General features: G+C 67.1%; 11 protein-coding genes. 8 read left to right on the top strand and 3 right to left on the bottom strand.

Translation table 11 applies throughout. The features are described from left to right. Nucleotides 1–64: 64 nt before the first annotated feature. From ACFC4D_RS03785 to ACFC4D_RS03765, 5 genes are all read left to right on the top strand, one after another. Nucleotides 65–1,057 (top strand): hypothetical protein, encoded by a 993-nt coding sequence (locus ACFC4D_RS03785; RefSeq protein ID WP_376061651.1) that lies wholly within the window; start codon nt 65–67, stop codon nt 1,055–1,057. Next, nucleotides 1,054–2,085, top strand: a complete 1,032-nt coding sequence (locus tag ACFC4D_RS03780) for a hypothetical protein (protein ID WP_376061650.1) — start codon at nt 1,054–1,056, stop codon at nt 2,083–2,085. The genes ACFC4D_RS03785 and ACFC4D_RS03780 overlap by 4 nt, the downstream gene beginning before the upstream one ends. Beyond that, a complete protein-coding gene (locus ACFC4D_RS03775; RefSeq protein ID WP_376061649.1) occupies nt 2,082–2,942 on the top strand; it encodes a hypothetical protein in 861 nt (286 codons plus the stop codon). Before ACFC4D_RS03780 ends, ACFC4D_RS03775 begins: the two co-directional genes overlap by 4 nt. Before the next feature lie 124 nt (nt 2,943–3,066). Continuing rightward, nucleotides 3,067–4,128, top strand: coding sequence for a hypothetical protein (locus ACFC4D_RS03770; RefSeq protein WP_376061647.1), 1,062 nt, complete (start codon nt 3,067–3,069; stop codon nt 4,126–4,128). Nucleotides 4,129–4,331: 203 nt separating this feature from the next. Next, entirely contained in the window at nt 4,332–5,411 is a 1,080-nt protein-coding gene (locus tag ACFC4D_RS03765; protein ID WP_376061645.1) for a Gfo/Idh/MocA family protein, read from the top strand. A gap of 67 nt (nt 5,412–5,478) precedes the next feature. Here the strand turns inward: ACFC4D_RS03765 and ACFC4D_RS03760 are convergent, their stop codons facing one another. Together ACFC4D_RS03760 and ACFC4D_RS03755 are read right to left on the bottom strand one after the other, a co-directional pair. Continuing rightward, nucleotides 5,479–5,748: a hypothetical protein gene (locus tag ACFC4D_RS03760; RefSeq protein ID WP_376061644.1), complete on the bottom strand. Its 270-nt coding sequence runs from the start codon at nt 5,746–5,748 to the stop codon at nt 5,479–5,481. Nucleotides 5,749–5,812: 64 nt separating this feature from the next. After that, nucleotides 5,813–6,769, bottom strand: a complete 957-nt coding sequence (locus tag ACFC4D_RS03755) for a LysR family transcriptional regulator (protein WP_376061643.1) — start codon at nt 6,767–6,769, stop codon at nt 5,813–5,815. A 138-nt stretch (nt 6,770–6,907) separates the two neighbouring features. Here ACFC4D_RS03755 and ACFC4D_RS03750 point away from each other — a divergent pair, with 138 nt between their 5' ends. From ACFC4D_RS03750 to ACFC4D_RS03740, 3 genes are read left to right on the top strand one after another with little or no spacing between them, the layout of a single operon-like run. Continuing rightward, nucleotides 6,908–8,278 carry an MFS transporter gene (locus tag ACFC4D_RS03750; protein WP_376061642.1) on the top strand — a complete coding sequence of 457 codons (1,371 nt, stop codon included), beginning with the start codon at nt 6,908–6,910 and terminating at the stop codon, nt 8,276–8,278. Further along, on the top strand, nt 8,275–9,024 hold the full coding sequence (locus ACFC4D_RS03745; protein WP_375966815.1) for a 3-hydroxybutyrate dehydrogenase: 750 nt from the start codon (nt 8,275–8,277) through the stop codon (nt 9,022–9,024). Before ACFC4D_RS03750 ends, ACFC4D_RS03745 begins: the two co-directional genes overlap by 4 nt. After that, on the top strand, nt 9,021–10,991 hold the full coding sequence (locus ACFC4D_RS03740) for an acetoacetate--CoA ligase (RefSeq protein ID WP_376061640.1): 1,971 nt from the start codon (nt 9,021–9,023) through the stop codon (nt 10,989–10,991). The genes ACFC4D_RS03745 and ACFC4D_RS03740 overlap by 4 nt, the downstream gene beginning before the upstream one ends. Here the strand turns inward: ACFC4D_RS03740 and ACFC4D_RS03735 are convergent. Beyond that, nucleotides 10,967–13,138 (bottom strand): MMPL family transporter, encoded by a 2,172-nt coding sequence (locus tag ACFC4D_RS03735; protein ID WP_376061639.1) that lies wholly within the window; start codon nt 13,136–13,138, stop codon nt 10,967–10,969. The two genes, ACFC4D_RS03740 and ACFC4D_RS03735, sit on opposite strands and share 25 nt — an antisense overlap. Nucleotides 13,139–13,261: the final 123 nt, after the last annotated feature.

The raw sequence follows: 13,261 nt of genomic DNA, 5'->3' as shown, positions 1-13,261 counted from the left end.
GCCATATGTGTGCTGTCCGAAATCTTGGAGTTGATCAGCACCGAATCAATCGAGGGAATACGTCATGGGTCGGAATTCGTATCGCGTCGCCGCCGGACTGGCCGTCGCCGGGCTCACCGCGCTGGCCGCGCCCGCCGCGCATGCCGAGCCGGTGCCGCTCAACGGTTTGCTCGCCCTGTCGCCGGGCGTGTGCGCGAACGGAGTGGTGACCGGAAGCTTCTTCCGGATGATCCTGCCCACCGGTGATGCGAGCGGCCCCTACCTGCAGAACAGTGATTCCCGATGCAGTGATCAGACGGTGACGCCGCTGTCGGCGGGCACCGATGGTGGACTGGTGAGCGGCACGTATCAGCCGCAGCCCGCGGCCGCGTTCGACGGCGCGGGTAATGCGCAGTCGGGGCGGGTTACCACGCCGGTGCGGTTCTACGGTGTCGATTTCGCGACCGCCACCAATCCGACTGACCCGCAAACGGGTTCGGGTACTTCACTTCCGCAGATATTCAGCGATGGCGGCCGTTTGTCCGGTGATTTGAGCAGTCTCGGTGTCACCTGGAACAACCAGGTGTTCAATCAGGGATCGCCGAAGCCCGGCGGCGGATTGCCCGGCAAGACCAGTTCGATCAGTGGAAGTATTGACGGCGCAGGCAATTTCGTCATCGAATGGACGAGTCAGATTGTCGGGGGGCCGTTCAATAATTTCACCGGACTGTGGCATTTGGCCGGGCAGTATCGCGGCAGTCTGCCGCAGGCCGCACCGGCTGCGGCTCCGATCGCCGCACCGGCGGCTCCCGCGGCACCGGCCGCCTCGGCTCCCGCGCCCGCCGCTCCGGCTCCGGTCGCCCCCGTCGCCGAGCCGGTCGCACCGGTGGCGACGACCGCACCGGCGACCAATCACCCCACCGCGCAGGCGGATCCCGCGCCGGTCGCCCAGTCCGTGGAAATCAAGCAGGACAAGCGCAACGCCTGGCTGATCCCGGCGCTCGTCGTGGCCGCCGTCGTCGGTGTCGGCGCGTTCTTCGGTGCGGGCCGCCTCGCGCGGGTTCGTGATCGAGGATGACGACGGCACCGCCCGTGTCCGGCCTGCCCGCGTACTCGGATTACGTCTCGCACATCGAGCGAGCGCCCGAGCGGGTGGCGGCACGCTGGCCGTTCATCGCGTTGATCGTGCTCGGGATACTGCTGGTGGCGGCTCCGCTGGTCACCGGCATGTTCCCGCGAGCGATCAAGGGCGAGGCCATGATCGACGCATTCCGGCCGCAGATCACCGCGGTGAGTATCCAGAACTATCGGGATGATCTCGGCGTGCTGGATCGGGCGCGAGCGAATGTGATTGCGCTGCAAGCCAATGGCGGACAGCCCGGGAGTTTCGAGCGGGTCGACAAGTTCGTCCAGGATTACCCGGGGATCCGGGCCGATATTTCGGGCATGGTCGACCGTATCGACGCCAACCGTGACAACTACGGAAAGCTCTCCGGTACAACGCCTTTCGGGGTGCTTCCGTGGCTGCTCGCCCTGCCCGGTGTGCTGTTGATCGCCGCGGGCGGGTTCGGCTTGCGGGCCGTGCGCGACGGTCGGCGGGGTGTGTTCTGGAATGCGGTGGCGGCACTGGCCGGGCTCGGTCTCTTGGTGGTGCCGTTGACCGGTGGGCTATTTCAGGCCGCACCGGCGGCGCAGCCCTTAATAAATGACTTCCGGCCGATCCTTACCCATGCCGAAGTACGCACGGTGCAAGGCTATTTCGTCACGCTCGTGGCGGCCGACGGTGAGCTGAACAGCCGCTATGTCGGCGCGGTGCGCGCCGCGCATCCGGAAGCCGATCTGACCGGCGTCAAGGAGTTGGAGGCGCGCTGGCAGCCGATGACGGCCCGGTTCGCCGGGCTGGTCGGTGTGCTGAACGACAATGTCGAGAATTTCGATGCCGTTGTCGCGCTGAATGATTCGACCAAACCGCTCGGTGTCACGGCATTCCGTGCGCTCGGCTGGGGATTCGTGATTCCCGGAGTGCTCGCGCTCGGTCTCGCCGCGGCGGGGCTGCGCGGGACCGGTTCCCGCCGCGCCGATTCCACAGGAGGTGCCTCGGCATGAGGCTGTTCGGAACAACCACCCGCGCATTCGCGGGCGTGCTCGCGGTGACTGCCTTGCTGGTGACGGGTTGCGGCAGTGACGATTCCGCGCAGTCCGCGAGCGCACCGGAACAGCTCACCGGTCTGCTGCGCTTCACCGCCGGTGCGGTGAACGGCGATTCGGTGACCGGCACCTGGTTCCGCATGGTGCAGCCGGGCGGTACGCCCGAGAACGGCCCGTACATGCCCAATGGTGATTCCCCCGCCCAGGGCGGTTCCACCACACTGCTGGAACCGGGCACCGCGGGCGGCCTCCAGGTCGGCGGCTACCAAAGTGAGCCCGAACCCGGTTTCGCCCAAGGCAATTCGCTCTCGGCCTCGATCACCAAGCCGACCAAGTTCTTCGCCGTCGAATTCGGCATCTCCACCAACGCCCTCGACCCGCAAACCCAGCGCCGCGTCCCCCCGCCGACCGTGACCAACGACAACGGCAAGCTCACCGCCGACCTGTCCTCCTGGGCCGCCTCCTGGAACGATCAGGAATTCAACCAGGGCGCACCCAAACCCCCGGAGAAGCAGGGCCCGCAGGTCGCCGGAGCCGAACAGGTCCAGCGCGCCTGGGACTGGGTAGCCCAGCGCTGGTTCGACCGCCCCAGTTCCAGTGCCGCCCAAGGCCCGTCGGCCACCGGCACCTACGACCCCAAAACCAGGGCCTTCACCCTCCAATGGACCAGCCTCATCGTAGGCGGCCCCTTCAACGGCTTCACCGGCGTCTGGCACCTCCAGGGCACCTTCGAACCCGGTGCCGCCCCGGCTCCGAACGCCCCGGCCGCCGCGCCCGCCACGAGCGCGCCCGGCGCATCGAATGCCCCGCGATGAGTTCCACTATCGCCCCGGGCGTCCCCACGACAAGCACATCCGGTGCGACGCCGAGCGCCCACACCACGAGTACGCCCGGTGTCGCGCCGGGTGGCCCCACCACTAGCACAGGGAGTACGGGTCGATGACCTCCGCCGAAAAGACCAGGCGTCCGGCCGTGGTCGCCGCCATCCGCGCGATCGCGGCGCTCACCGTGGTCGGTAGTGCCGCTGCCGCAACGACTTTGATTGTTCGGGACAATGATCCGGCCCCCGCCGCGGTGGCCGCGCCGCAGCAGCAGGCTGCCACCACTTCGACGGCCCCGGGCAATGTGGAGGTGGCACCCGCGCCGCTGGCTGGTGCTCCGGCGGCCGGCCCCGATGCCGGCGGAATTGCTCCCGCCGGTGCCGCCCCCCAAGGCGCTGTGCCCCTCGGTTCGGGTGGCGCTCCCGGCGCGGCCGTCCCGATCGGCCAGGGTGGAGCTCCGGGTGCCGGGCCGAGCGCCGCCGTGCCTCTCGGCCAGGGCGGTTCCCCGAGTGCCGCTGTGCCGCTGGGACAGGGCGGCACTCCGAACGCGGCAGTTCCGTTGAGCCCCGGCGCTTCCCCGAACGCGTCGGTGCCGTTGAGCCCGGGTACCGCTCCGAACGCTTCGGTGCCATTGAGCCCCGGTACTTCTCCGAACGGTTCGGTGCCCCTCGCCGCGGATAACCCGTTCGCCGTCGCGCCGGTCGACTCCCAGCCCGCCTGCCCGATTGGCTGGCCCGCACCGAAGCAGCAGGGCGGTCTCGCCTCCCTGATCGGCCTCGCGCCGTTGGCGGGCCCGTTCTCCTCTGAGGCTTTCGCCCTGGGCTCGGTCTACCAGCCGATCCTTCGCCTGGCAGGGCCGGTCCTGGCAGAGATCGCACCGATCATCACGCAGAACCAGCCGCTCATCGATCCCGTTATCGCGCAGGTGCAGGCCGTGGAAGCGGTTGTGCTACAGGCGATCCTGCCCTACTACGGCCCCTACCGCGCCCAGCTCATCGCGGCCGAGGGTGATCTCGCCCGAACCCTGGCCCCGATCCTGGACCGCGCCTACAACAGCGAGGCCGCTTCCTGCCTCGTCGCCTGGCAGGGTCAGCTCATCGATCAGGCGAAGGGTGGCCGCATTACCGTCGCCTCCCTCGCCCACCCCGGTACCGTCGTCGAACTCGGCCCGGAGGAGTGACCCACGCCGCGCAGGCTTGACGTGCCGACGCTGAATCATGCACCGGTGCAAATAGATTCAGGCGCTGTGGTCCAGGATGTCGTGGAGCGCCGAGTCTGCGATTCTGCGCAATTCGGCGCGCGAGCGCCCGGCGGCGGCCTGGACCGCAATGCCGTCGGAGATGGTGTGGATCAGGGCGGCGAGGGTAACCGGGTCGTGCGTAGATGATTCGAGTTGGAGTGGTCGGGGCCAGCGGCTGGGCGGACAGTTCCCACCTGCCCGCGCTGGCGGCGCTCGAGGAGTTCGAGGTGACGGCGGTCGCGACCACCAAACAGGCCAGCGCGGACAGGTTCGCGGCCGCTCGCGTTGTGCGGCAAGCTTTTTCGAATGCGGGTGAACTCGTCACGCACCCGGAGGTCGATCTGGTCGTGGTGTCGGTGAAGGCCGCCGGCCATGCCGCCGAGATCCGCGCGGCACTCGATGCGGGGAAACATGTTGTGTCCGAATGGCCGCTGGGCGTCGATGCCGAAGAAGCGGCCGAGTTGACCGCGGTCGCAACCGAAGCCGGTGTCATCCACGCCGTCGTTCTGCAGGGTCATCACTCCCCGAGCGCCCGCTTCGTCGCGGACCTGGTGGCCGCCGACCGCATCGGCACGCTCGAATCGGTCGTATTGACCGCTGCGGGAGCGCCTTTCGGCGGCAATCGTATCTGGCCGGACCTGGAATTCGCTCTCGATCCGGCGCAGGGCACCACCATCCTGACCATCATGGCCGGTCATTTCCTGGCCGGACTCGAACGAGTCGCGGGTCCACTGACCGAGGTCTCCGCGCGTCTACCGCGCACCCATGACCATGTGCTGATCACCGGAACGCAACGCACGGCACCCAACAGCACGCCCAGTCACGTTCTGCTGCACGGACTTCTGGCGAACGGCGGCACCGCCTCCATCGCCGTGCACGGCGGCAACGGCGACGCCCAGGGTGGATTCCGCCTCGAACTCGTAGGCAGCGAGGCGACTTTGACCGCCACCCCCGCCGATCCGGGCACCTTCATTCACTGGGGAGACTGGAATATCCGAATCGGGAACGACCTCGTGGCTATCCCGGACACCTATCGCACCGTTCCGCCGACCGTCGAGTCCGGCCCGCCGGCCAATATCGCGGCCCTCTACCGAGAAGTCGCCCGAGCCATAGCCGAAGCACGGCAACCACATCCCAGCTTCGACACCGCCCTGCGCCACCACCGGCTACTCGCCGCGATCGAGCACTCCGCGGCCTCGGGAACCGCCCGGTCCCTCGCCTAGCCGACCTCAGTCGCCCTGGCGAAATACGCCGATCGGACCGACGCCGCGCCGACAGCGTTCGGGGAAGCTAGTCGTAGAGGTAGCCCTGGGGTTGTTGACCGTTCGGGCAGGCGTAGGCGGGGAGTAGACCGGTGCCGTGCGGGGGCACGGTGGTCGACACCGGATATTGACCGCCCATGGGGCAGATCTCGGTGGCGAAGACGGTTTGCGGGTCGTCGGTGTCGTTGAAACAGGTTGGCCCGGCGCAGCTCACCCCGGGTGGAAGGGCCGTGGCGGGAGCGGTTGCGCCGAGGATGAATCCGGTGGCGACGAGCGGCAGTACGGCGAGAAGTTTCATGTCCTGCTCCGATCCATTCGAGGGTGCGAACGGTGGCGAACGGTCAGAAACGGCGTTGCCGATCTTAGTCAGTGGTCTTTTCGACCGGTTCGTCGCCCGCCGGATGCCCGCCGAGCAGGGCTTCGCGGTCGGCCAGGACCTGGGTGCGCAGGGCGCGGACGATGGCGGCCACCTCGGGGCGGCGGAGGGTTTCGGCTCGGGTAACGAGCCAGTAGGTGAGGCGGACGGCCACCTCGTCGGGGAGGACTCGGATGAGGTCGGGGTGGCGGTCGGCCATGAAGCAGGGGAGCAGTCCGATGCCCGCGGCGGCTCGGGTGGCTTCGACGTGGACGAAAACGTTGGTGGAGGAGATGGATTCGCGCATGGTGGGGGCGAAGAGCATGGGGGCCAGGTCGAGGTCGTCGACCTGGAGCATGGAGTCGATGAAGTAGACGAGGGGGTGGCGGGACAGATCGGCGACCGAGGCGGGGGAGTCGTGGGTGGCGAGGTAGGACTCGGAGGCGTAGAGGGCGAGGGTGTAGTCGCCCAGGGGGATCGCCTCGGCGCGGCGCACCTGGGGTTTGCCGACGACGACTTCGAGATCGAGGCTGGAGCGTTGCAGGGAGGCGCGGCGGGTGGCGGTGATGATCTCGACCGTCACCTTGGGGTGGTCACGCTGTACGCGCGCGATGGCGGGGGCGGCCAGATAGGCGCTGAAGCCATCGGTGGCGGACATGCGGACCACGCCTTCGAGAACGCGCGCACCGCCCGCGCCCGAGGCCAGCGAGCGAACCGCGGCTTCCACGGTCTCGGCCGCCGCCAAGGCTTCTCGGCCCAGTTCGGTCAATTCCCATCCGCTCGCGCCGCGCATCAGGACGCGGCCGCCGAGCGCGTGTTCGAGTGCGGCGATGCGCCGCGAGATGGTGGTGTGGTTCAGCCCCAGCTCATCGGCCGCCGAGACGTAGCGGCCGGTGCGACCCACCGCCAGCAGAACCAGCAGGTCATCCGGATTGGGCCGGGCAGTGGCGGGGGTCACGCTCATATGTGCATTTTCGCAGATACCGGTTGCGAACTTGGCCATTGCCGCCCGCTCACGTGTGCACGAATACTCAGTACTCGATTGGTTTGTGGGCCGCGTCACAGATGAGGGGATGCGGCCCGATCGTGAAGGAGTTGCACGATGAGCGTCCGGGATACGGAGCCGCGCACTGCGCTGGCGGGGCTCCGGCGGGTGGTGGCCGCCTCGATGGCGGGCACCGTCGTCGAGTGGTACGAATTCTTCCTCTACGGCACGGCGGCGACGCTGGTCTTCAACAAGGTGTTCTTCGCCAAGGGCACCAGCGATCTGGACGCGATTCTGGCGGCGTTCATCACCTACGCGGTGGGCTTCGCGGCGCGCCCGCTCGGCGGAATCGTGTTCGGGCACTTCGGCGATAAGTACGGCCGCAAGAAACTGCTGCAGTTGAGCCTGCTGTTGGTGGGCGCGACGACCTTCCTGATGGGCTGTCTGCCCACCTACGCGCAGGTCGGCTATCTGGCCCCGGCGCTGCTGGTGGTGCTGCGCTTCCTGCAGGGCTTCGCGGTCGGCGGCGAGTGGGGCGGCGCGGTTCTGCTTGTCGCGGAACACAGTCCGAGCAAGAGCCGCGCGTTCTGGGCGTCCTGGCCGCAGGCGGCGGTGCCGGTCGGCAATATGCTCGCGACGGTCGTACTGCTGATCCTGACCTCGAGCCTGTCCGATGCCGCATTCCTGTCCTGGGGCTGGCGAGTGGCGTTCTGGCTGTCCGCGGTAGTGGTGCTGATCGGCTACTACGTGCGCACCAAGATCACCGACGCGCCCATCTTCCTGGCAGCCCAGCAGGTGGCCGAACAGGAGAAGGCGGCCTCGTTCAGCGCGGTCGAGGTGCTCAAGCGTTATCCGCGTGGGGTTTTCACCGCCATGGGCCTGCGCTTCGGCGAGAACATCCTGTACTACCTCGTTGTCACGTTCAGCATCACCTATCTGAAGGTGCACGTCGGGGCCAACACCAAGGTCATCCTGTGGTGGCTGTTGGCCGCGCACGCGGTACATTTCGCGGTGATCCCGCTCGCGGGACGACTCAGCGACCGTTTCGGCCGCCGCCCGATCTACCTGATCGGCGCGCTCGCGGCGAGCACCTGGGGCTTCTTCGCCTTCCCCATGATGGACAGCAAGCACAACTTCGTGATCCTGTCCGCGATCATCATCGGCCTGGTCTTCCACGCCTTCATGTATGCCGCGCAGCCCGCAATCATGGCCGAGATGTTCCCCACCCGGATGCGGTATTCCGGTGTCTCCCTTGGCTATCAGGTGACCTCGATCGTCGCCGGATCGCTGGCGCCGATCATCGCGGTGCGACTGCTCAATACCTATAAATCCTCGACGCCGATCGCCTGGTATCTCGCCGGTGCGGCCGCCGTCACCGTTATCGCGGTGCTCTTCGCCCGCGAGACCAATGGCGCGGATCTGGCCGCCATCGACCTCGTGGACGCGGAAAGCCTGGCCGCGCAGAGCAATCGGAAGGTGCCCGCATGACAGGCGATCTACTCGGCCGCACCGCCCTGGTCACGGGCGGTGCGAGCGGGATCGGCGCGGCCTGCGCCAAAGAGCTTGCCGGACAAGGGGCGACGGTCATCGTCGCCGATATCGACGGTCCGGGCGCGAAACAGGTCGCCGCGGAGATCGGCGGTCACGCCTGGGAGGTGGATCTGCTCGATGTCACCGCGCTCGAGGAATTGCGCCTCGAGGTGGACATCCTGGTGAACAACGCCGGGGTGCAGCGCATCCACCCGATCACCGAATTCCCGCCCGAGCAGTTCCGAATGATGCTGGCGCTCATGGTCGAAGCGCCGTTCCTGCTGGTGCGCGCGGCACTGCCGCATATGTACGAGCGCGGATTCGGCCGGATCGTGAATATCTCGTCGGTGCACGGCATCCGGGCCTCGGCCTACAAGTCGGCGTACGTCACCGCCAAGCACGCGCTGGAGGGTCTGTCCAAGGCGACCGCGCTGGAAGGCGGACCGCACGGGGTCACCAGCAATTGCGTCAGTCCCGGCTACGTGCGAACCCCGTTGGTGGACGCCCAGATCGCCGATCAGGCGGTCGCGCACGGTATCGCCGAACAGGAGGTGGTGGAGCGGATCATGTTGACCGAGAACGCCATCAAGCGACTGGTGGAGCCGGATGAGGTGGCGGCGCTGGTGGGGTGGCTCGCCTCCGATGCCGCCCGCATGGTGACCGGGGCGACCTACACCATGGACGGCGGGTGGAGCGCGCGATGACGGTGAGCGATCAGGCTGCGCCGCAGTGGATACCGAACGCGGAAACCATTGCTGGCGCGCGGATTACCGACTTCACGAGATTCGTGGGGGAGCGCGGCGTCTCGGCCGCGGACTACCGCGCGCTGTGGCAGTGGTCCGTGGACGATATCCCCGGTTTCTGGGGCGCGCTGTGGGATTACTTCGACCTCGGGGACCGTCCGGAATCGGTTCTCACCGAATCGAGAATGCCGGGAGCGGAGTGGTTTCCGGGCACGCGGCTGAACTATGTCGATCGGGTGCTGCGTCAGGCGCGCACCGATCGGCCCGCCATTCTCGCGCTCAGCGAGGACACACCGGACCGGGCAGTGTCCTGGGCGGAAATGCTCTCCCGCACAGCTGTTCTGGCGCGAACACTGCGTGAGCTGGGTGTCCGTCCCGGCGATCGGGTGGCGGGATATCTGCCCAATATCCCGGAGGCCGTGATCGCCTTCCTTGCCACCGCGAGCTTGGGAGCCGTCTGGAGCGCCTGCGGCCAGGACTACACCGCCCAGGCTGCCCTGGACCGGTTGGGCCAGCTCGAACCGGCCGTGCTGATCACCGCCGACGGCTATCGCTACGGCGGCAGAGCGCATGACAAACGAGCCGAGATCGCCACTCTCCGTGCGGGTCTGTCCAGCCTTCGGGGCACGATCCTGCTCGCCCGGCTCGGTCATGCTGTCGAGGGCACGCTCGACTGGAACGATGCCACCGTCGATCCGGCTGCCGAAGGCTGGTCCGCGACGGACATCGACACCGTTCCCGTCTCTTTCGCACATCCGCTCTGGGTGCTCTATTCCTCGGGCACCACCGGTAAGCCGAAGGGAATCGTGCACGGCCACGGCGGCGTGCTGCTGGAGCACCTCAAAGCCATTGCCCTGCAATCGGATATCGGACCGGATGACACCTTCTTCTGGTACACCAGCCCCAGCTGGATGATGTGGAATTTCCAGGTCGCCGGACTGCTGACCGGTGCGACCATCGTCTGCTACGACGGCAGTCCCGCGTACGGGTCGCCGGATGCCCTGTGGGAGTTGGCCGCTCGCACGGGGACCACTGTGCTGGGCACGAGCCCCGGATACATCCTGTCCTGCGAGAAGGCGGGTGTGGAACCCGCACGCGCCCATGATCTGAGCAAGCTGCGCCAGATCGGTGTCACGGGCGCGGCACTGCCCGCCACCTCCTCGCTATGGCTGCGCGATCACATCGGCGATATCCCGGTCTCGTCCATCAGCGGCGGCACCGATATCGTCTCCGCCTTCATGGGCGGCGTGCCGACCGTCCCCGTCTGGCCCGGTGAGCTCTCCGCGCCGTATCTGGGTGTGGCCCTGCAGGCTTGGGATGAATCCGGGACCGGAATCCTTGGCGAGGTCGGTGAGCTCGTCATCACCGCTCCTATGCCGTCCATGCCGTTGCGCTTCTGGAACGACCCGGACGGCTCGCGCTACCGGGACGCCTATTTCGACACCTACCCCGGTGTCTGGCGGCACGGTGACTGGATCACCGTCAACTCGCACGGCAGCGTCACCGTGCACGGCCGCTCCGATTCCACGTTGAACCGCAATGGCATCCGAATGGGCAGCGCCGAGATCTACCAGGCGGTCGAAGCGCTCCCGGAGGTGCTGGAATCCCTGGTGCTCGGTATCGAACTGCCGGACGGCGGCTATTGGATGCCGTTGTTCGTGGTGCTTCGTGACGATATGGAGCTGACTTCCGAACTGCGGCAGCGCATCACCGCCACCATCCGCACCCGGCTCTCGCCGCGACACGTACCCGATGAAATCCACCGCGCCCCGGGCATTCCACACACCCGCACCGGCAAGAAACTGGAGGTCCCGCTCAAACGGCTACTCCAGGGCCATGATTCGGCAAACGTGGTGGACCCCAGTTCCGTCGACGACCCGGAACTGCTGTCCTGGTATGCCGCTCAGCGCCCGGTCGTGACGAGCTGATTCCCCTCGACGTCGAAGTCGGGCACATACCGGTCGAACCATTTGGGGTGGTACCAGATTCGATTGCCGATCACCGCCATGACCGCCGGAATCAATGTCAGCCGCACGACGAACGCGTCCAGCAGCACACCGATCGCCAGCGTGAACGCGAGCGGTTTGAGAATCGGATTGTCCACGGTGATGAACGCCGCGAACACCCCGAACATGATGAGCGCGGCGGCGGTGACCACGCGGGCGGACAGCGCGACCCCGTTCTCCACCGCCAGGCGGGCGTCACCGGTGCCGGTGTGCTCCTCCTTGATTCGGGACACGACGAAGATCTGATAGTCGCTGGAGAGCCCGAAGATAATGGCCAGCACGATGATCGGCAGGAAGCTCAGCGTCTCACCCGGCACCACGCCGAGCAGGTCCGCGCCCCAGCCCCATTGGAAGACCGCGACCTGAATTCCCAAGGCCGCGAACACCGATCCGACGAATCCGATGATCGAGGTGATCGGCACCAGAATGGTCCGGAAGGCCAGTGTCAGCAGCACCATGGCCAAGCCGACCACCACCGCCAGGAATAGCGGCAGCGCGTCACCGAGTCGCTGTGAGGTGTCGATATTGGCGGCGGTCGCACCGCCGATCAGGAAGGTCGCACCGGTATTGCGCTCGATGGATTCGCGATGATCGCGAATCGCCTGCACCAGTGACGCGGTCTCCGAATCGTTCGGCCCGCTGCCCGGAATGATCTGCAGCAGCACCGTGTCGTTGGCCTGCGCGGCGGGCACGACGGTGGCGACATCGAGTTCGCCCTGGATGCCCATGGCAATGGTCTGCACCGCATCGGGTGTCGCGTGGGAGGTGTCGATGACCGCGATGAGCGGGCCGTTGTAGCCGGGGCCGAAGGAATGGCTGATGAGATCGTAGGCGCGGCGCGCGGTACTGGAGGTGGGCAGTGAACCGCCGCTGGGCAGGCCGAATTCCATGGTCGCCACCGGCATGGCCGCGACGCCCAGCAGGACGACGCCACCGATGAGCAGCGGCACCCGGAAGCGGGTGACGAACCGGCCCCACGCGTGGCCGCCGGTGTATCTGGGCGCGATCGCGGCGGTGCGGGCGATCTTCTCGTTATGGCCGGGCCGCAGTGGAGTGGGCAGGAATCGGGTGACGGTGTGTCCGGCGAATCCGAGCAGTGCGGGCAGCAGGGTGAGCGCCACCAGCATGGCGATCAGCACCGCTCCGGCGGCGGTCAGACCCATGACGGTCAGGAAGGGAATGCCGACGACCGCCAGCCCGCACAGTGCCACGATCACCGTCACGGCCGCGAAAACGACTGCGCTGCCCGCGGTTCCGAGCGCGACGCCGATGGATTCCTCGATCGGCATGCGCTGCATCAGGTTATTGCGATGCCGGGACAGGATGAACAGCGCGTAATCGATACCGCAGGACAGTCCGAGCATGAGCGCCAGTGAGGTCGCCACCGTCGGCACATCGACCAGTGCGGCCAGCGCGGTGATACCGGTGACCCCAATGGCGACGCCGATCAGCGCGGTCACAATGGGCAGTCCGGCCGCCACCAGCGCACCGAAGGTGATCAGCAGTATGAGGAACGCCGCGAGCAGTCCGAAGATCTCCGGGCTCTCGGGAATGGTCATTTCGAGCCCGGGATAAACCGCACCGCCGTATTCCACCTCGACCCCGGCCTGTTCGGCCGTGCGCGCGGCCGCTTGCAGCGCGTCGAGCGTGCTTTCCTCCACCTGCCCGGCCTGCGCGGTGTACTGCACGCCGCTCAATGCCACCTGCCCGTCGGGCGCAATGGTTTTCGCCTGGTACGGATCGATCACCTCGGCGACCTGCGGAACGCCCTTGAACGCGCTGACGGTACCGGCGATCGCCGCCATGACATCGGGATCGGTCACCTTCGCGGACCCGTGCGTCGCGAACACCACCTGGGTCGACGCCCCACCCTGCGCGGGCAACTTCTCGTTGAGCACGGTGACAACGTCCTGCGATTCGGTACCGGGCACCGTGAAATCGTTATTGAGCTTGCCGCCCGCGGTAATCGACACCGTCACGGTGGCCGCCAGCAGAACGATCCAGATCCCCAGCACCCACCACCGCCGGCGTGCGGCAAACCGGCCCAGAGCATAGAGATAACGCGCCATGATGGTCCTTTTCTCCGAGGTCGAACCCAGCGCCCGGGACATCACAAAGCAAGATCGACACTAGCAAGAAGGGAAGCCCGAGCAACGCCCGAACTCCCCGTTTCGCCCCTTTCCCGCAATACC

The sequence above is a fragment of the Nocardia sp. NPDC056000 genome (genome assembly GCF_042269265.1).
Classification (GTDB): Bacteria; Actinomycetota; Actinomycetes; order Mycobacteriales; family Mycobacteriaceae; genus Nocardia.
This window is presented reverse-complemented; position numbering and strand designations above follow the sequence as displayed.